The organism is Planotetraspora sp. GP83, from assembly GCF_041262585.1.
In the GTDB taxonomy this organism is placed as follows: domain Bacteria; phylum Actinomycetota; class Actinomycetes; order Streptosporangiales; family Streptosporangiaceae; genus JAOEGB01.
Genome location: NZ_JBGCBZ010000045.1, coordinates 1 through 17,710 on the forward strand (window position 1 = coordinate 1; position 17,710 = coordinate 17,710).

Genomic DNA, 17,710 nt, shown 5'->3' on the forward strand with positions numbered 1-17,710 from the left:
AACGGGACTCCTGATGATCTTCTGGCTTGGTCGCAAGATGATCTATCAGAAGTCCCGTTGCTTCGTCATCAGGGCTTGACGGACGGCCGATCAGTTAAATGCAACGGCGTTGGAGGGTTGGTAGTTTGGGGGTGTGGGCCGGGACAACCAGATCGTGCTTCTCTTCGACGGAGACTGCGCCTTCTGCCAGATGTGCGTCAACGTGGGGCGGAAGTCCCTGGCGTACATGCCCGGCGTACGCGCCTGGCAGTTCGCCGATCTCGGGGCGCTCGGACTGACCCGAGGCGAGGCGGCCGCTTCGGTCCAGCTCGTCGGGCCGAATGGCCTGCACGCCTCGGGCGCTCGCGCCATCGCGGTCATGCTCTCCCTCCAGCCCCACCCCGCATGGCGTACGGCCGGCCGGATCATGCTGACGCCGCCGGTGAGCTGGGTGGCCGAGACGGGTTATCGCCTGGTCTCCCGCTACCGCCACCACCTCCCGGGAACCCCAGGCGCGACGGCCGTGTGACCCCCCGGTTGCCGGATGTGGGAAGGGAACCGCCGCCCAACTGTCCGATGATCGGTATATGCCGGGACGGCCCGCCGCAGGACCATGGCGGGCATGACAGCAGTAGTGAAGACCGAGGGACTCACCAAGTTCTACGGCACGCGGAAGGGCCTTGAGGACCTCACGCTGGACATCCAGCCGGGGGAGGTCTTCGGATATCTGGGTCCGAACGGCGCGGGAAAGACGACGACGATCAGGCTGCTCCTGGACGTCATCCGCCCCACGTCGGGCCGGGCCACCGTCCTCGGCGCGGACACGCGGGACTCCTCGGTGCGGGCCCGGATGGGGTACCTCCCCGGCGAGCTCTCCCTCGAAGGCCGGGAACGGGCCCGCGACTACCTGACCTTCATGGCCGACATCCGGGGCGGCGTGAGCCGGGCGCGGATCGACGAGCTGGCCGAGCGGCTCGACGCCGACCTGTCGATCAGGATGGGCGAGCTCTCCAAGGGCAACAAGCAGAAGGTCGGCCTGATCCAGGCGTTCATGCACGAGCCGGAGTTGCTCATCCTCGACGAGCCGACGAGCGGCCTCGACCCGCTCGTCCAGCAGGAGTTCCTCGCGATGCTCCGGGAGGTGCGCACCTCCGGCCGGACCGTCCTCATGTCGTCGCACGTCCTCGCCGAGGTCGAGCACGTCGCCGACCGGGTGGGCATCGTGCGCGCGGGCCGGCTGGTCGCGGTGGAGGACGTCGCCGCCCTGCGCGAGCGGGCCGTACGCCACGTGGAGTTCCACTTCGACGCGCCCGTCCCCAAGGAGGCGTTCGAGGGGCTCCCGGGCGTCCGCGACCTCGTCGTGGACGGCGCGAGCCTCCGCTGCACGATCGACGGCCGCCCGGACGCGCTCATCAAGGCGGCGGCGAAGTTCACCGTGGTCCACATGGTCAGCGCCGAGCCCGACCTCGAAGAGATCTTCCTGACCTACTACAGCGAGGAGGACGCCCACCATGCCCACGCTGGTGCGTAAGACCCTGCGCGAATACCGCCGCGCCGTCATCGGCTGGTCCGCCGGGATCTCGGCGTTCCTCCTGCTCTACCTCTCGATCTACCCGAGCATCCGGGCCAATCCCGACTTCTCCCAGCAGGCGGCCCTGTCGAAATATCCGGGTGCCCTGAAGGACCTCATGGGCGGCCTGGCCGACATCGCCTCGGGGGAGGGCTACCTCCAGGCGGTGGCCTACCAGCTCCTCGTGCCGCTGCTGCTGATCATGTCCGCGGCGATCCTCGGCAACCGGGCGATCGCGGGTCCGGAGGAGAACGGGACGCTGGAGCTCACGCTGACGCTCCCCATCGACCGCAAGCGGCTCGTCCTGGAGCGCTGGCAGGCGCTGTTCCTCGGTCTGCTGGTCATCGCGGTCGTCACGCTGGCCGTGATCCTCGCGATGGCCGCCAAGAGCGACATGCGCGTGCCGGCGGGCAACATCGTCGCCGCCCACACGGGGCTGTTCCTTGTCGCGCTGTTCTTTGGCACGGTCGCGCTGACGGTCGGGGCGGCCACCGGCGGCAAGGGTCTCGCGCTGGCCGTCGCCGGTGGCTACGCCGTGGCCGGCTATGTGATCGAGACCCTCGGCAAGAGCGTGGACGCGATCGCGTGGCTCCGCTGGCTCTCGCCGTTCCACTACTACCTGGACGGCAGGCCGGTCTTCTCGGGCTGGCCGGTGGGGGACTACCTTGTCCTGCTGGGCGCGACGGCCGTGCTGCTCCTGACGGCCGTGCTCGCCTTCGAGCGGCGTGACGTAGGGGTTTGATGGACAGCGTTCTCGCTCGCGTGAGCGAGGCGACCGGGGTGCCCGCCGACCTTCTCGGCGGGTACCTTTCCGTGCTGGCGGCCTCGGCCGCGACCGGCAGGCTGCCCGGCCGCTCCGACATGGACGATCTGAAGGCGTGCGGCGCCCTCGCGGCCGAGCGCGGCATCCCCCTCCGCGTGCTCGCCGACGCCTGCCTCCACGCGGCGGAGCTCACCGCGGGAGGAGCCTTCGCGGCCGTACGGCGGAGCATGGCGGCCTTCGCGGAGGGATACGAGGAGGCCCAGCTCACGGCCATCCGAAAGGAGGACGACGCCCGCCGCGAGTTCGTCGACGACCTGCTGCAGGGCCGGGCCGACGCCCGGCGGGCCGAGCACTTCGGCCTGCGGCTGGCCGAGGCCTACGTGGTGACCGTGGCCAGGATGACCGCGCCTCTGGCCCCGGGCGACCCGCTGATCAGGACGATCGAGCAGGCGCTGGTCGCCCGGTTCGGCTCGCACAACATCCTGGTGGCGGCCAGGGACGGCCTGCTCGTCTGCGCCTCCCCGGCGTCGCTGACCGCCGCCACCGGAGAGTTCACCCACCACGTCCGGTCGGCGCTGTCGTCCCAGGCATCGCGTCCCTCCTGGCGGATCGGCGTCGGGAGGCCGCACCACGGGCCTGGCGGCATCGTCACGTCCTATCGGGAGGCGTCGAACGCCATCGACCTCGGCGAGCGGCTCGGCCTCCGGGCCCAGGTGCTCAAGGCGGCCGACCTCCTGGTCTTCCCCGTCCTGCTAAGGGACAGGGGCGCGATCGTGGACCTCGTCTCCACGGTGCTCGGCCCGCTCACCGAGGCCCGCGGCGGGCCCGAGTCGCTGCTGGAGACGCTGGAGGCCGTCTTCGCGTCGCAGGGCAACCACACCGCGGCCGCCCGCAGGCTCGGCGTCAGCACCCGCGCGATCACCTACCGGCTGGAGCGGATCCGCAGGCTGACCGGGTTCTCGCCGACCGACCCGACCCAGCGGTTCACCCTGGAGACGGCGGTGCTGGGCGCGCGGCTGCTCGACTGGCCCGCCCAGCCGCTGATCTGACTCCCTCCTGGCAAGGGTGGGTGATCGCGTAGTTAGGGCGTCGGCGTGGCCTCTGTCCTACTATTCGAGCCGTGCTCACCCCTCTCCAGCTCGTCCGGCGGTCCACCGGGCTGCTCGTCGGGCTCGGCGCGTTCGCCTGCGCCCTGACCTTGCTCTATCTCGCGTCGAGCTCCGTCATGGGGATCGGCGGGAGTTGCGGGTCGGGCGGGCCGTACGTCATCGCGACGCCATGTCCCACGGGGATCGCCTGGATCGTCCCGGTCTCGATCTTCGGCGGCATCGTCGCGCTGGGCGTCTACGCGGCCAGCGTGCTCCCGGTCGGTCCCCGGCTCACCTGGCTGGCCTGGCCCGCGCTGTTCCTCAGCCTCGGCTACGCCTTCCTCGACTCCAGCCTCGGCCCCGAGACGGGCGTCGACTGGAGCTTCATGGTCTGCGCCGTGCTGTTCATCCTCATGGGCGGCGTTCCGCTGCTCTTCCTCGCGAACCGGGACACCTTCCGGCGAGTCTTCTGGGGTACGGCTCCGCCCGCCGTGCCGGGAAGCCTGCGGCCGGGCGAGGTCCGCTGGACCACCACGGTGGAGCTCCCCGGCGACCGGGACCGAAACCGGGACCGGGTCAGGAACCGCCCCCTCGCCCCGGTCACGCCGGAGCCCGCGGGCGGGTCCGGCCTCGTGAGCGAGCTCGAACGGCTGGCCGCCCTGCACCGGGCCGGCCAGCTCGACGACGCCGAGTATTCCGCCGCCAAGAAACGACTACTGAACGGCTCACACTGAACGCCTCAAACTTGAATCACTCAAGTTTGTGCGACTCAAGTTTGCACGACTCGCACCGATAGGGGTCACGCTGATGAACGTCACCGCGGTCCGGGCGCTGTCGATCGCCCTTCACATGATCGCCATCGCCGGCGGCATCTATCTCGGCGTGCTGATCTTCCACGCCGCCACGTAGGCGACATCAGGCCACGTAGGCCGCCCACGTAGCCCTACGGGATCAGCAGGAGCTTGCCGGTCGTGCGGCGGGCCTCCAGGTCGTCGTGCGCCTGCCGTACGTCGGCCAGGGGGTAGCGCTGGGAGATGTGCACCTTCAGCGCGCCCGACGCCACCCAGCCGAGCACGTCGCCCGCCCGCGACAGCAGCTCCTCGCGCGTCGCGGCGTAGTGGCCGAGCGAGGGCCTCGACAGGAACAGCGAGCCACCGGCGTTGAGCCGCTGCGGGTCGAAGGGCGGGACCGGCCCGCTGGCCGCGCCGTACAGGACCATCATGCCGAGCGGGCGCAGCGACGCCAGCGAAGCGTCGAAGGTGGTGGCTCCGACGCCGTCGTACACCACGTGCGCGCCGGAGCCGGTGAGCTCCTTGACGCCCTCCGCGAAGTCGTCGTAGCCGAGCACCTCGTCGGCCCCGGCCTGGCGGGCGAGCTTCTCCTTCTCGGGCGAGGACACCGTGCCGATCACCCGGGCGCCGCGCAGCTTGGCCATCTGCGTCAGCAGCAGCCCCACTCCGCCCGCGGCGGCGTGGACGAGCACGTCGTCCCCTGGCCGTATCGGATAAGTCGAGTGCGAGAGGTAGTGGGCGGTGAGCCCCTGGAGCAGGACGGCGGCGGCCAGCTCGGGCGACAGCCCCTCGGGGAGGAGGATCGCCTTGTCCGCCGGGATGACGGCCTTCTCGGCGTAGGAGCCGACCACGTTGACCCATCCGACCCGGTCACCCACGACGACGTCGGTCACCCCGGGGCCCACGGCCGCCACCGTGCCCGCGCCTTCCGAGCCCGGCGTGAGCGGCAGCGGCAGCGGGTAACGGCCCTCCCGGTGGTAGACGTCGGCGAAGTTGATCCCGATCGCCGCCACGTCGATCAGGACCTCGCCCGGTCCGGGGGCGGGGTCCGGGCGCTCGACGTATTGCAGCACCGAGGAATCACCGTATGTGGGGACGACGACCGTACGCATTGCGTAACTCCTGTCTGAAGGCTCGCTATCTCTCGTCCCAACCTCCGGTCCCGCACTCGTTGTTCCCGTCGCCTGGGGGATCAGCCGCGCCCCGACACCAGCAGGCGCAGCAGGGCCAGATCGACGCTCTCCAGGGACGGGACGTGGACTATCCCATCAGGCACGGGGACCACCCCATCACCCGGTACGGCTCCGGCCCCGCCCGCCACGATGACCGCGCACCCGGCGGCGCGGGCGGAGGCCACCCCGGCGGGGCTGTCCTCGATCGCCACGCAGCAGGCCGGGTCGACGCCGAGCCTTCCGGCGGCGGTCAGGTAGGGGTCGGGGGCGGGCTTGTTCCTCGGGCTGTCCCCGGCCGCGATCGAGAGGCGGAACCCGCCGACCGTCTCCAGCACCATGTCGACGATCGACCGGGGCGACGCGCTGACCAGGGCCGCCGGGACGCCCGCCGCGCCCAGCGAGTCCAGCAGGGCGACGGCTCCCGGCAGGGTCGTCACCCCCGCCTCGACCCTGACGGTGAACGCCCGCGTGAGCATGCCCTCCACCTCACGCGGCCCCGCATCCTCCAGACCTCCGGCTCCGACGAGATACGCGGCGGCGTCCTCGACTGGGAGGCCGAACAGCGCCTCCCGGTCCGACGGCGTCAGCGCGAACCCGAGGCCCTGCGCCACTTCGGCGCAGGCCTCCCACCACAGGCCCTCGGTGTCCACGACGGTGCCGTCCATGTCGAGCAGGACGGCGCCCAGCTCGTCACAGGTCATCGTTTCCCGCAACCGAGACCAGCACCGGCCGCTCGACCAGGGCGACCCGTACGGCGGTGCCGGGCGCCAGCCGTACGGAATGGTGGCCGGGCACGTCGGCGAGGGCCTCGCTGCCGTCGGGGAGCTGGACCCGCAGGCGGGCCGTCGAGCCGCGGAAGGAGGAGACCAGGACCTTCCCGTCGCCGTCCTCGTCGGGCGTGAGCAGCACGGCCTCCGGCCGGATCAGCACGTTCACGTCCGCCGAGTCCGGGACCGGGCCCTCCACGGGCAGCTCCTGTCCGAGGACCGTCACCTTGTCTCCCGAGACGCGGCCGGGCAGGTGGTTCATCGTGCCGACGAACTCGGCCACGAACGGCGTCGCGGGCCGGTCGTACAGCGTGGCCGGGTCGGCGACCTGCTCCAGGCGGCCCGCGCGGAGCACGGCCACCCGGTCGGCGACCGACAGGGCCTCCTCCTGGTCATGCGTCACGAAGATCGTCGTGATGCCGAGGGAGAGCTGGAGACGGCGGATCTCCTCCCGGAGGTTGACCCGGACCTTGGCGTCGAGGGCCGACAGCGGCTCGTCCAGGAGGAGGACCCGCGGCTCCAGCGCGAGCGCCCGGGCGAGCGCGACGCGCTGCTGCTGGCCGCCGGAGAGCTGGTGCGGGTACCGCTCCCCGATCGAGGGCAGGCCGACCAGCTCCAGCAGTTCCTGGGCGCGGGCGTGCCGCCTGGCCGTGGGCGCCTTGCGGACGCGGAGGCCGAAGGCCACGTTGTCCTTGACGTTCAGGTTGGGGAACAGGCTGTAGGACTGGAAGACCATGCCCGCGTCGCGGCGGTTGGCGGGAACCCGCGTGATGTCCGACCCGTCGACCAGGATCTCGCCCTCGTCCGGGTGCTCGAATCCGGCCAGGCAGCGCAGGGCGGTCGTCTTGCCGCACCCCGACGGGCCGAGCAGGGCGAGCAGCTCGCCGGGCTCGGCGGTCAGGTCCAGCCCGTCCAGCGCGACGGTGTTCCCGAACCGCCTGCGCAGCCCGCGGAACTCGACCCGGGCCCCGTTCATTTACCACTCCTTTGCCTTGCTCCGGCTGAGGACAGGGCGAGCAGCAGCAGCCAGGTGATCAGCAGGCTGAACACCGAGACGGCCACCGACACCTGGGCCTGCGAGCCGGAGATCGTGTAGATCCAGACGGGGAAGGTCTGGAAGCTGAGCAGCCGGGCGATCGTGAACTCTCCCAGCACGAGCGCCAGCGTGAGGAACGACGCGTTGGCCAGGGCGGCCCTCAGGTTGGGCACGATCACCCGGAGCAGCAGGTGCGGCCACGAGGCCCCGAGGTTCCTGGCGGCTTCGACGAGCGTGCTCGCGTCGATGGCGCTCAGCCCGGCGTCCAGCGCCCGGTAGACGAACGGCAGCGCCAGAACTACGTAGGTGAGCACCAGCACGACCGGGAAGTCGGGGTTCTGGATCGAGATGATCGTCTGGTAGAACGGCGTGCTCGCCAGGTAGTCGGGGCCCCACTGGAGGACCTTGCTGATCCCGGCGACGAACGTGATCGGGGGCACGACCAGGGGGAGCGTGCACACGACCTCCAGGATCGGCCGCAGCCTCGGGATGCTGAGCCGTACGGCGAGCATCGCGGGCAGCGTCAGGAGCAGGACCACCACGATGGTGGCGACTCCGAGCCCGAGTGAGAGCAGGAGCGCGCGCCCGAAGCCCTCCGCCGAGAAGATCTGCCCGTAGGCGTCCAGCGTGACGCCCTTGCCGGGCGTCTTGACCGTGAACGCGAACGATGCGATGAGGGGGACGAGGAAGTAGACGGCGGCGACCAGCAGGATCGCGCCGCGCCAGACTCTGATCCGGCGCGGCCGGCCGGGCGCGGGTGTCGCCTTCGTGGCCGCCGGGAGGGTCTGCGGACTCAGCGCAGCCATCGGGCGCTCCTTCGCTGCAGCGGGAGGTAGACCGCCATGACCAGCCCCGCGACCAGGATCATGTCCAGGCTGAGGGCCAGCGCGACGTTCTCGTGGCCGATGAGGACGTTGCCGGACAGCGCGTTGGCGATCTGCAGGGTGACCAGCGGGACGGCCGAGCCGACCATCGCCTGCGCCGTCGCGTAGGCCGCGAAGGAGCCGCCGAACAGCAGCACGACCCCGCCGAGCAGCGTCGGCGTGAGGACCGGGACCCCGACGTACCGCCAGAACTGCCACGCGCTCGCGCCGTTGTTCTGGGCCGCCTCCCGCCACTGCGGGCGCAGGCCGTCGAGCGCCGGCACGACCACGAGGACCATGAGCGGGATGGAGAAGTACAGGTAGACCAGGGCGAGGCCCCAGAAGTTGTACAGGCTCCACCCCCGGGCGTCGAGGCCCAGGGACGTGGTGATCACACCGGAGTTTCCGAGGGTGGCGATCCAGGCGAAGGCCAGGGGCACGCCGCCGAAGTTGGACAGCACGCCCGAGGCCGTGAGGACCGCCTCGCGCAGCGCCCGGAACCGGGAGGTCACCACGGCCTGCGCGAGGAACGTGCCGAGCACGGCGCCGACCACCGCGACGAGCGCCGAGAGCTTCACGCTCCCGAGCAGCGCGGTGAGGTAGGCGCCCTGAACCGACTCGGCGACGTTGGCCGTGCTGACCGCGCCGCCCCGGGTGAACGTCCCGCCGAGGATGACCACGAGCGGGACGCCGAACACGAGAGCGACGAAGGCCAGCAGCGGGACGGTCGCGAGCCAGCTCTTCGACCGGGGTACGTTGGCCACGGACGTCAGCCCGAGACCGCCGCGCCCCAGCCGCCGGCCAGGGTCTCCTTGGCCTTGTCGACCTGGGCGGGGGTGGGGAACGCCGGGGTGCCGTCCACCTTGGGAAGCTGGGCGACCAGGGCGGCGTCGGCGCTGCCGTCCGACTGCATCGCGGGCAGGAGCACCGGGCGGGCGTAGCCCTTCAGCCACAGGTTCTGGCCCTCGGGGCTGTAGAGGAACTCCTCCCACAGGCGCGCGGCGGCCGGGTGGGGAGCCGACTTGCTGATCGCCTGGGCGTAGAAGTTGGCGTACTTGCCGTCCGACGGGATGGCGACCTTCCAGTCGATGCCCTTGCCGGAGAACTCCTTGGCGTAGCTGGCCTGGAGGTAGTCCCAGTCGATGGTGATCGGGGTCTCGCCCTTCTCGACCGTGGCCGGGGTGGCCTCGACGGGGCTGAAGTTGCCCGCCTGCTTCATCTTCTTGAAGAAATCGATGCCGGGCTGGATGTCGTCGAACGAGCCCTGGTTGGCCAGCGACGCCGCGTAGACGCCCGCGAAGGCGGCCCCGGCCTTGGTCGGGTCGCCGTTCAGGGCGACCTTGCCCTTGTAGTCGGGCTTCAGCAGGTCGGCGAACGTCTCCGGGCAGACCTTGACCCGCTTGGCGTCACAGCCGATCGAGATGTAGCCGCCGTAGTCGTAGTACCACGCCCCGCTGGCCTCCTTCTGGCCATCGGGGATCTTGTCCCAGCTCTGCACCTTGTAGGGGGCGAACAGGCCCTCCTGCGCGCCGCTCAGCGCGAAGGCGCTGCCGAGGTCGAGCACGTCGGGGGCGCGGCCCTGGCCCTTCAGGGTCTTGACCGCGTTGATCTCGTCCGAGCTGGAGCCGTCGGGGTTGTCGCTGTTGACCTTGATGCCGTATTTGGCGGTGAACGCCGTGATCATCTCACCGTAGTTGGCCCAGTCCGGCGGGAGGGCTATGACGTTGAGCGCGCCCTCCTTCTTGGCCGCCTCGACCAGCTTGTCCAGCCCGCCGAGGTCCTGCGCGGAGGTCGCCGTCGCGGCCTTGGAGCCGCCGTCGGCACTCGAGGCGCCGGTTTCGGGCTTGGGGGCGGCGCCGCACGCGGCGATCACGGAGGTCGTTATGGTGAGGGCGGCCAACAGGCCGGCGGTACGTGTGGACAACGGTGCCTCCCACTGAGATATGTGGATCGAACCTAAGCGAACTTGTACAAACAAGCCAGACCAAGTAAGTCCCATGTCGATGTCAGCCAAATGAACAGAAGGGGCCGCGGCGATGGCGCGTTATGAACAGATCGCGGGAGACCTGCGGGACGCCATCATCTGCGGGGACTATCCCATCGGCGCCCAGCTTCCGTCGGAGGCCGAGCTGGCCGCGCGGTTCTCGGCCGCCAGGGGTACGGTCCGCCAGGCCGTGGCCGTGCTCGTCGCCGAGGGGCTCGTCGGGTCCCGGCAGGGTGCCCGGCGGATCGTGCTCGGCAGCGAGCGCAGCCAGAGCTTCGCCGAGCTGCACAGCTTCGCCCAGTGGGCGCGCTCCATGGGCTATCGGGCGAGCGGCATCGTGCTCGCCTCCCAGCGCCGCCCCGCCACCTCCTCCGAGGCCGTACGGCTGGCCGTCGCCCCCGGCGACGAGGTCCTGTCCGTGCTGCGGCTGCGGCGGCTCGACGGCGAGCCCGTGCTGATCGAGCGGACGGTCTACGCCGGCTGGATCGCGCCGGCCGTGGAGAAGCTCGACCCGTCGTGCGAGTCCGTCACGCAGGAGCTCTACGAGTCGGTCGGCCTGGTCTTCGCGTACGGCGAGCACCTGATCGACGCCGTCGCCGCGGGCGCCGAGGAGGCCCGGCTGCTCGGCGTCCGCCGTGGCAGCCCTCTGCTCCGCCAGCGGCGCACCACGACCACCCAGGAGGGCCGTCCGGTCGAGTGCTCCGACGACCGCTACCGCGCCGGGAGCGTCACCTTCAGCATCCGGAACTCCACCTCGGCCAACTCCCTCGTCCGCCGCGCGGCGGAGTGAACTTGCGTTCGATCTTCTGGGAACGTATGTTCGAAGTAGCGGCAATTCTGCCCGATTGATCCGCCCGTCTTCCCCCGGGTGCCACGCAGCCACAGGGAGAAGGCGTCTTGAGCAGACTTTACGGCGATCCGATCGAGGTGTGGGTCCGGGACGGTCAGCCTGCTCAGTTCGTCTGGCGGGACCGGCTCTACACCGTTCGCGAGATCCAGGACCACTGGGTGGTCGCCCGCGAGTGGTGGAAGACCACCGACGCCGACCCGGGAGAGCGGCGGTTCTGGCGGGTGGAGGCCGCGACAGGCAAGGAGATCGGCACCTACGAGGTGCGCTTCGACACCGCCGGCGATGGCTGGCTCCTGCTGAGGGCCTGGGATTGATGACCCCGTTCACGGCCTCGTTCGCCCACCTCCACACCGCCTCCGCGTACTCGCTCCGGTACGGCACGGCGTTCCCGGGCGTGCTCGTCCGGCGGGCGGCCGAGCACGGCATGGACCGGCTCGCGCTGACCGACCGCGACGGCCTCTATGGCGCGGTCAAGCACGTCCAGGCCTGTCACGAAGCGGGCATCGCCCCGATCGTCGGCGTGGACCTCGCTCTCCAGGGCGGCCAGGGGGATCAGGGGGACCGGGCGCGGATCGTCGTGCTCGCGCGCTCCGACGGCTGGGCCGCCCTCTGCCGTCTGGTCACGGCCGCCCACCACGCCGGCGAGCGCGGCGAGCCGTACGTGACTCCCGGGATGGTCGCCGAGCACGCCTCCGGGCCCGGCGGGCTGGTGGTCATGCTCGGGCCACGCTCGGGCGTCGGCCGGGCGATCGCCGAGCGGCGGGACGACCAGGCGCGCGCCCTGCTGACCGCCTGGCGCTCCGTGGTGCCCGACCTGGTCGTCGAGCTCGTGGACCACTACGGCTACCGCGACACGAACAACGCCACCCGCATGCTCGCCCTGGCCGACTCCCTGGGCGTGCCCGCCGTGCTGACCAACGCGGTCCGCTACCTCGACGCCGCCGACCACCAGATCGGCAACGTGCTCGACGCGGCGCGCAAGCTCGTGCCCCTCCACGCCCGGCACATCGAGCAGCCCACCGCCCACGCCTACCTCAAGGGCGGCCGCGAGATGGCCCTTGTGGCCGCCCGCATCTGCGGCGGCGACCCGGACCGGGCCGGGCGGCTACTCGCGGAGACCCGCCGCGTCGCGGACGATTGCGTGCTCGACCCCGTCGAGATCGTCCCGCTCCTGGAGCCCGATCGGCCGAAGCTCCACCTCCCCGAGATCGGCGAGGACCCGCTCCCGCTGCTGCGGCACCGCTGCGAGGACGGGCTGATCGACCGCGGCATGGCCCGCTCGGCCGACGCCAGGCGGCGCCTCGCCGACGAACTGCGCATCATCGAGAAGAAGCGGCTGTCCGGATATTTCATCGCCGTCGCCGGCATCACCGACATGATCCGCTCGATGGGCGTCCGCTGCGCCATCCGCGGGTCCGGAGCGGGCAGCCTGGTCAACTACCTCATCGGCATCGGCGAGGTGAACCCGCTCCAGCACGGCCTGCTGATGGAGCGCTTCCTGTCCGAGGGCCGCCGGGGGCTGCCCGACATCGACGTCGACGTGGAGTCGGCCCGCCGCCTCGACTGCTACCGCGCCATCCTCGGCCGGTACGGCGAGGCCCGCGTCGCCTGCGTCTCCATGATGGAGACCTACCGGGCTCGTAGCGCGCTCCGCGACGTGGGCGCGGCCATGGGCCTGCCCCCGCACGAGATCGACGTCATCGCCAAGGCGTTCCCGCACGTCCGGGCCAAGCAGATCAGGGCCGCGCTGTCCGACCTGCCCGAGCTGCGCGACAGCGGGCTGAACGACCGGTCGCTGCAGACGGTGTTCCGGCTCGCCGAGAGGCTCGACGGGCTGCCCAGGCACATCGCGCTACACCCGTGCGGCGTGCTGATCGGCAACTCCTCGCTCCGCGACCGCACGCCGGTGGAGCGCAGCCTGCTGGACTTCCCGATGTCGCAGTTCGACAAGGACGACGTCGAGGAGGCGGGCCTGCTCAAGCTCGACGTGCTCGGCGTGCGCATGCAGTCGGCGCTGGCCTACTCCATCAAGGAGATCGAGCGCGTCGACAACGAGAAGATCGACCTGGACGCCGTCCCCCACGACGACGAGGCCACCTACGACCTGATCCGTGCCAGCCGTACGCTCGGGTGCTTCCAGATCGAGTCGCCCGGCCAGCGGGAGCTGGTCGCCAAGCTCGAACCCCGCACGATGCACGACCTGATCGTGGACATCTCGCTCTTCCGGCCGGGCCCGGTCAACTCCGACATGGTCACGCCGTACCTGGAGGCGAGGCACGGCTTCCGCGAGCCGCACTACCCGCACGAGAAGCTGCGGGACGCGCTCAGGGAGACCTACGGCGTGGTCGTCTTCCACGAGCAGGTCCTGAAGATCATCGATGTCATGACCGAATGCGGGCTCTCGGACGCCGAGAAGGCCCGCCGCACCCTCGGCACCCCCGAGGGCAGGGAGATCGTCAGGTCCTGGTTCGTGCCGGTCGCCAGGCGGAACGGCTTCGCCGAGGCCACGGTCGAGAACGCGTGGAAGGTGCTCGACGCGTTCGGCGGGTTCGGGTTCTGCAAGGCCCACGCGGCGGCGTTCGCGCTGCCCACCTACCAATCGGCCTGGCTCAAGCGGCACCACGCCGCCGCGTTCTTCGCCGGAGTGCTCACCCACGAGCCAGGCATGTACCCCAACCGCGTGATCCTCGACGAGGCCCGCCAGTGCGGCGTCGACATCCTCCCGCTCGACGTCAACCGGTCCGGGACGGACTGGCTCGTCGAGAGGACGGGCCCGGCCGCCGCCCCAGCCCCCGCCGCCGGGCAGCGCCCGCCCGGCGGGCTCAGGATCGAGGAGATCGGGCGCGGGTACGGCCTGCGCGTGCCGCTCTCGGCCGTCAGGGGGGTGAGCCAGGCCGAGGTGAGCCGGATGGTCGCCGGCCAGCCGTACACCTCGATGGCCGACTTCTGGGACCGGGCCCGCCCGTCGCGCCCGGTCGCCGAGCGCATCGTGGAGGTCGGCGGGCTCGACGCGGTGTACGGCCTGCGCCCGGGCGAGCCGCGGTGGCGGCCGGGGGAGCTGACGAGGCGCGACCTGATCGCCCAGGTCGGCGCGCTCGACCGGGCCTCTGGGGTGACGGGGAGTTCGGAGGCGGCCGTGCAGCTCCCCATGGGGTTCACCGAGAGCGTCACGCCGGGGGAGCTGCCCGAGATGACCGAGGCGGAGGCGGTCGAGGCCGAGCTCTCGATCCTCGGCATGGACGTCAGCCGCCACGTGGTCCACTTCCACGACGACCTGCTCGACGCGATCGGCGTGATCCGCTCGAAGGACCTGCTCAAGCAGCGGAACGGCGCGGAGATCCTGGTCGCCGGGGTCAAGGTCGCCACCCAGACGCCCGCCGTACGCTCGGGTCAGCGGGTCATCTTCGCCACCCTCGACGACTCCACCGGCCCGATCGACCTCACGTTCTTCGAGTCGGTTCAGGCGCACACCGCGGCGACCGTCTTCGGATCATGGCTGCTGGTCGCCAGGGGAGTGGTCAGGCGGACCGGCGGGAGGGCCGTCTCGCTGCGCGCCGTCCACTGCTGGAACCTGGTCGATCTCGACCGGGTGTGGCGCGCCCCCGGCGGGGGCATCGACGCCGTCCGCGCCATCCTGAACGAAGTGCCCGTCCCCGGCGCGGGCGTGGGCGGGCGCCCCATCGAGTACGGCAACGGCTTCCGGCTGTCGCCCTACTCCGACATCGGCCCTCCGCGCGACGACCACCGGCGACTCTGGCACGCCAGCTCGGGCAGCTCCGGCCCGACGACCGGCCGGTGAGGGGCCTCCCTCAGCGCGGTGAGCTCCCGGACGGTGGCCGCGCACAGGATCGCGGCGACGATCGTGGCCGCCAGGTCGGTCAGGCCGACGCCCGTCAGGTCCCTCCCCGAGTGCGCGGGCCGTACGAACACCAGGAACAGCGCCGCGAGCCAGCTCAGCCACCAGCACGTGAGGAGCACCAGCCAGCGCGCCCGGCTCCGGGCGTCCCGCGCCGGGCGTTCGCCGGCCAGCTCCCGCCACGCCCGGTCCACCAGAAGTGGCGGCACCACCAGGTTGACCCCCGGCAGGAGCCACGCGGCAACCAGCCCGAGACCGGACCCGCTGTATCCGCTGTATCCGCTCTGCGGAGCCTGACGGACGCGCCGGGACCAGACCAGGTAGGCCACCGCGGCGGCGGTGGTCGTCGCGGCCACCGCCATCATCACGATCGCGAACACCGTCACCGCGCCCACCACCTGCCGCGCGCCCGGCGCGTGCGGATCTCCGCCGAACGCCGCGATCTGGTGAGCCAGCCGCCGGCCTCGGACCTCCTCGAACACCGCCAGCGAGGCCATCGTGACGGCCTGAACCGCGAGGCACGCGTACACGGCGACGGCCGCCCTGCTCACGGCGGACCTCATCGCTGGTTTCCCGGCTGACCGCACCGTCGATCGCACCGTTGATTGGAGCGCTGATTGGAGCGTTGATTGGAGCGCTGACCGGCGTGCCGGCCTCGACGTAGGTCTCGATGCAGATCTTGGTGCGGGTCTGGCGGCAGGCTTACCCGGAGGCTGGACCGCCGTCTCGATCGCCGTCTCACCCACTGGCCTCACCGATGACGAGGTGGACCGCATATGTATCTCCCCCCGGCATGCGCGTCGTCCCCCTCACTCCTATCCCATCCGCGTTCCCGCTAATCAGAGCTATTCTATGGTTTACCAGTAGGGAAACTTGAAAGCCGTGTGACAGTGGGCTACGGTCGTCCTCGTGGTCCGTAGCGCGCTCCTCACCTCCCGCGATCACATCGACCTGTGCCGGATGTCCAGCGCGCTCTGTCGTCTTCGAAGCCGTCTTTTGAAGTCGTCTTTGAAGTCCAGCGACTGATCGACCACGACAGGGAGCACACCATGCGCGAGCACGGGCTCACCCGCTTCAGCCGCTCCAGTCGCTTCACCGGCGGCGCTGGCGCCGGTGGACGCGGCGATGCCGCAGTGCTAGGCGGCTTCACTTGCTTTACCGGCTCCACCCGCTCTGTTCGCTTTGTCCGTTGTCTGGCCTCTGCGGGCATCCCCGCTGGCAGGCGGCCGTCGGCGCCCCCCGCCGCGGCGACCGGGTGATCGTGCTCCGCGGACGGTCGTTCCGTCATCGCTCCTGCCGGTGGAGGTGATCGGCCCTCCCCGAGTTCGTACGGCTCCGCCACTGGCTCCCCAAGATCTTGGAGTTGGCCCATGACCATCCGCATAGGCGTGCACAACCACAATCCGTCGCTGTTCTTCCTCTCGCGGCTCGACCACGTCCTCGATGAGCTGGGCGAGGCAGTGGAGCTGTACTTCTACTCCGATCCCACCCGGACGGGCCGCCTGCTGGCCGAGGGCGCCATCGACTTCGGCGGCACCGGCTCCACCCCGCCCCTGACCGCGCAGGCGGCCGGACTGCCGATCGTCTACGCCGTGGCCTCGACCCCGCGCCCCGGCCACGGCGCCCTGGTAGTCGCCAAGGATGGCCCGGTGAGGTCCGTCTCCCAGCTCCGCGGACAGCCCGTCGCGTTCAGAGCAGGCTCCTGGCAGACACACTTCCTGGCCAAGCTCCTGGCCCAGAACGGGCTCTCGTATCGGGACATCGAGCCCCGGCCGGCCGGTCCCGAAGCGGGGGAGTGGCTGCGCTCCGGCGAGATCGCCGCGTGGGTCGCCGAGGGCGCCGACCTCGTCCGGGCCGAGACCCGGACACGTACTCTCGCCGGCACCGCGGGCGTCATCTCCAACCGTTCGGTCTTCTACACCCGCCGCGACTACGCCGAGACCCGGCCCGAGACCGTCGCCGCCGCCGTGCGCGCGCTGCGCCAGGCCGACGCGTGGGCCCAGGCCAACCCCCGCGAGGCCGCCCACCTCACCGTCGAGGCCGTCGGCGGCTCGGTCGACGCCTGGGAGGAGGCACTCAGGCGGCTGCCCTGGCGGCTGGAGCCCGTCTCGGACGAGTTCCTCGCCGAACAGCAGGAGGCGGCCGACGTGCTCTTCGCGAGCGGGTTCCTCACCGATCCCGTCAACGTCTCCGAGGCGGTCGTGCCCTCCCTCGCGCCCTTTGTGACCGCCGCCCTAGCCGAGGCCACCGCACCGTCCCAAGCGGCCGGACGCTCCCTCGCCCCCTTCGTGACCGCCTCCCTTTCCCAAGCCGCCGCAGCCGCCACCGTCCCAGGCCACCCCGCTGTCTGAGCCCCGCCGTGCGTGAGCCGCTGCGCCGTCCAAGGCCATCGCGCCGTCCGAGGCCGCTCCGCGCTCTGAGGCCATCGCGCCGTCTCAGCCCCACCGCACCCTTCGGGCCGCTCTGCTGACCCAAGGCCGCCACGCTGTCCGAGGCTGCCGCTGGGTGCGAGCCGCTGCGCCGCCCTGTCCGAGGCCACTGCCCTGTCCGAGGCCGCCGAGAGCGTCGCGTCGGCAAGAAGCCGCTGTCTGACGGCACGTGAGTTCCTGTAGCCATTCAGCCGCACCCAGCCCAGCCCAGGCAGGGATACAGCGGTGTCCCGCCCCCTTGATCTCAGAAGGGTGGGATGTCCGCTTCCGGGTCTGGTGGACGGGTCCCGGATGGGTGCTGGTCATCGGCCGCTTCCTTGTCGCCGGGCCCGGGCTGCTCGTTGGCCGCTTGCTGGTCGGCGGGCGCGGGCTGGGTGCCGGGCGGCTGCTGGGGCTGCGTTTCTTCGAGCCAGGGTGGGCCGTATTCCCAGGTGGAGGGCAGTGGAAGGTCGTTTTCCGACATGGTCTCCGGGATTTGCGGGATGGTGGGGGTGATCGGTTCGGGGAGGGGTTCGATGATGGGTGGTGGTGTGACCGGGTAGTGGTGGCCGGTGCGGCTGAT

At 71.1% G+C, this 17,710-nt stretch carries 17 protein-coding genes and 1 pseudogene; 10 read left to right on the forward strand and 8 right to left on the reverse strand.

Annotated elements, in window-relative coordinates; all coding sequences use genetic code 11:
• The first annotated feature begins 133 nt into the window (after nucleotides 1-133).
• The 5 genes from ABH927_RS33825 (at nucleotide 134) to ABH927_RS33845 (ending at nucleotide 4,134) form a co-directional block, all read left to right on the forward strand.
• Nucleotides 134-508, forward strand: a complete 375-nt coding sequence (locus ABH927_RS33825) for a thiol-disulfide oxidoreductase DCC family protein (RefSeq protein WP_370028528.1) — start codon at nucleotides 134-136, stop codon at nucleotides 506-508.
• A 93-nt stretch (nucleotides 509-601) separates the two neighbouring features.
• Nucleotides 602-1,510 carry an ABC transporter ATP-binding protein gene (locus tag ABH927_RS33830; protein WP_370028529.1) on the forward strand — a complete coding sequence of 303 codons (909 nt, stop codon included), beginning with the start codon at nucleotides 602-604 and terminating at the stop codon, nucleotides 1,508-1,510.
• Nucleotides 1,491-2,291: an ABC transporter permease subunit gene (locus ABH927_RS33835; protein ID WP_370028530.1), complete on the forward strand. Its 801-nt coding sequence runs from the start codon at nucleotides 1,491-1,493 to the stop codon at nucleotides 2,289-2,291. Before ABH927_RS33830 ends, ABH927_RS33835 begins: the two co-directional genes overlap by 20 nt.
• Before the next feature lie 20 nt (nucleotides 2,292-2,311).
• The gene (locus ABH927_RS33840; protein ID WP_370028532.1) at nucleotides 2,312-3,361 is read left to right on the forward strand and encodes a PucR family transcriptional regulator; all 1,050 of its coding nucleotides are present in this window, start codon (nucleotides 2,312-2,314) and stop codon (nucleotides 3,359-3,361) included.
• Between the two features lie 71 nt (nucleotides 3,362-3,432).
• Complete coding sequence (locus tag ABH927_RS33845; protein WP_370028533.1) at nucleotides 3,433-4,134, forward strand: SHOCT domain-containing protein; 702 nt, start codon at nucleotides 3,433-3,435, stop codon at nucleotides 4,132-4,134.
• A 209-nt stretch (nucleotides 4,135-4,343) separates the two neighbouring features.
• On the opposite strand, the gene ABH927_RS33850 is transcribed toward ABH927_RS33845, so the two are convergent.
• From ABH927_RS33850 to ABH927_RS33875, 6 genes are all read right to left on the reverse strand, one after another.
• The gene (locus ABH927_RS33850) at nucleotides 4,344-5,303 is read right to left on the reverse strand and encodes a quinone oxidoreductase (RefSeq protein ID WP_370028535.1); all 960 of its coding nucleotides are present in this window, start codon (nucleotides 5,301-5,303) and stop codon (nucleotides 4,344-4,346) included.
• Nucleotides 5,304-5,383: 80 nt separating this feature from the next.
• On the reverse strand, nucleotides 5,384-6,064 hold the full coding sequence (locus ABH927_RS33855; RefSeq protein WP_370028537.1) for an HAD family hydrolase: 681 nt from the start codon (nucleotides 6,062-6,064) through the stop codon (nucleotides 5,384-5,386).
• Complete coding sequence (locus ABH927_RS33860) at nucleotides 6,054-7,106, reverse strand: ABC transporter ATP-binding protein (protein ID WP_370028539.1); 1,053 nt, start codon at nucleotides 7,104-7,106, stop codon at nucleotides 6,054-6,056. The genes ABH927_RS33855 and ABH927_RS33860 overlap by 11 nt, the downstream gene beginning before the upstream one ends.
• Entirely contained in the window at nucleotides 7,103-7,972 is an 870-nt protein-coding gene (locus ABH927_RS33865) for an ABC transporter permease (RefSeq protein WP_370028541.1), read from the reverse strand. Before ABH927_RS33865 ends, ABH927_RS33860 begins: the two co-directional genes overlap by 4 nt.
• A complete protein-coding gene (locus ABH927_RS33870; RefSeq protein WP_370028543.1) occupies nucleotides 7,960-8,793 on the reverse strand; it encodes an ABC transporter permease in 834 nt (277 codons plus the stop codon). The genes ABH927_RS33865 and ABH927_RS33870 overlap by 13 nt, the downstream gene beginning before the upstream one ends.
• Before the next feature lie 5 nt (nucleotides 8,794-8,798).
• The gene (locus ABH927_RS33875) at nucleotides 8,799-9,953 is read right to left on the reverse strand and encodes an ABC transporter substrate-binding protein (RefSeq protein WP_370028545.1); all 1,155 of its coding nucleotides are present in this window, start codon (nucleotides 9,951-9,953) and stop codon (nucleotides 8,799-8,801) included.
• Nucleotides 9,954-10,065: 112 nt separating this feature from the next.
• On the opposite strand from ABH927_RS33875, the gene ABH927_RS33880 reads away from it, so the two are divergent.
• The 3 genes from ABH927_RS33880 to ABH927_RS33890 all read left to right on the forward strand — a co-directional run bounded on the left by ABH927_RS33880 (nucleotide 10,066) and on the right by ABH927_RS33890 (nucleotide 14,662).
• A complete protein-coding gene (locus tag ABH927_RS33880) occupies nucleotides 10,066-10,803 on the forward strand; it encodes a GntR family transcriptional regulator (protein WP_370028546.1) in 738 nt (245 codons plus the stop codon).
• Between the two features lie 107 nt (nucleotides 10,804-10,910).
• On the forward strand, nucleotides 10,911-11,177 hold the full coding sequence (locus tag ABH927_RS33885; protein ID WP_261586938.1) for a DUF6504 family protein: 267 nt from the start codon (nucleotides 10,911-10,913) through the stop codon (nucleotides 11,175-11,177).
• Nucleotides 11,177-14,662 (forward strand): DNA polymerase III subunit alpha, encoded by a 3,486-nt coding sequence (locus ABH927_RS33890; protein WP_370028548.1) that lies wholly within the window; start codon nucleotides 11,177-11,179, stop codon nucleotides 14,660-14,662. The genes ABH927_RS33885 and ABH927_RS33890 overlap by 1 nt, the downstream gene beginning before the upstream one ends.
• Here the strand turns inward: ABH927_RS33890 and ABH927_RS33895 are convergent.
• Entirely contained in the window at nucleotides 14,575-15,270 is a 696-nt protein-coding gene (locus ABH927_RS33895; protein ID WP_370028550.1) for a DUF4328 domain-containing protein, read from the reverse strand. The two genes, ABH927_RS33890 and ABH927_RS33895, sit on opposite strands and share 88 nt — an antisense overlap.
• A 358-nt stretch (nucleotides 15,271-15,628) precedes the next feature.
• Here ABH927_RS33895 and ABH927_RS33900 point away from each other — a divergent pair, with 358 nt between their 5' ends.
• Together ABH927_RS33900 and ABH927_RS33905 are read left to right on the forward strand one after the other, a co-directional pair.
• Nucleotides 15,629-15,745: a putative leader peptide gene (locus tag ABH927_RS33900; RefSeq protein ID WP_370028552.1), complete on the forward strand. Its 117-nt coding sequence runs from the start codon at nucleotides 15,629-15,631 to the stop codon at nucleotides 15,743-15,745.
• A gap of 344 nt (nucleotides 15,746-16,089) precedes the next feature.
• On the forward strand, nucleotides 16,090-17,070 hold the full coding sequence (locus tag ABH927_RS33905; RefSeq protein WP_370028554.1) for an ABC transporter substrate-binding protein: 981 nt from the start codon (nucleotides 16,090-16,092) through the stop codon (nucleotides 17,068-17,070).
• Nucleotides 17,071-17,392: 322 nt separating this feature from the next.
• Here the strand turns inward: ABH927_RS33905 and ABH927_RS33910 are convergent.
• Nucleotides 17,393-17,710 (reverse strand): annotated as a pseudogene (locus ABH927_RS33910) (hypothetical protein); the annotation flags it as partial.